1 protein-coding gene is annotated in these 380 nt (G+C 46.6%); it reads right to left on the reverse strand.

Going from position 1 to position 380, the window contains the following annotated elements; genetic code table 11:
• Positions 1 to 372 (reverse strand): AMP-binding protein (locus E1189_RS26025; protein WP_408014661.1); only part of this gene is annotated, 372 nt, incomplete at its 3' end.
• Positions 373 to 380 lie beyond the last annotated feature (8 nt).

Genomic DNA, 380 nt, shown 5'->3' on the forward strand with positions numbered 1-380 from the left:
CTCTCCGGGGATGCCTGTGGGGAGTGGGTGGCCACAATGATCAAGGACATAAAGCTGTGTATGGGCGACAGGTGTGCCAACAGGAATCGCTGACAAGGATTCTGTGTCAGTACAAAAATGTGTGGCGCATTGTATCGTGGCCTCTGTTGGTCCATAGATATTAACGATCTGAAGTCTGTTTTGTGGATTAGCCGCTCTGACTTTTTGGACAACTTTATTCGTTAGTTTTTCGCCGCCTACAAATAAAGTCCTTAAAGAGGGTGGCAGTGCCATGTGTACTGAGGATATTGTTTCAATGAACAGTTCCAGGGCAGATGGAGTGAAAGCCAGCATGGAGATACTGTTTTCTGTGATGGACTTGTTTATGAGCACTGGATCCA

This window comes from Parendozoicomonas verongulae, assembly GCF_009711465.1.
Lineage (GTDB): Bacteria > Pseudomonadota > Gammaproteobacteria > Pseudomonadales > Endozoicomonadaceae > Sansalvadorimonas > Sansalvadorimonas verongulae.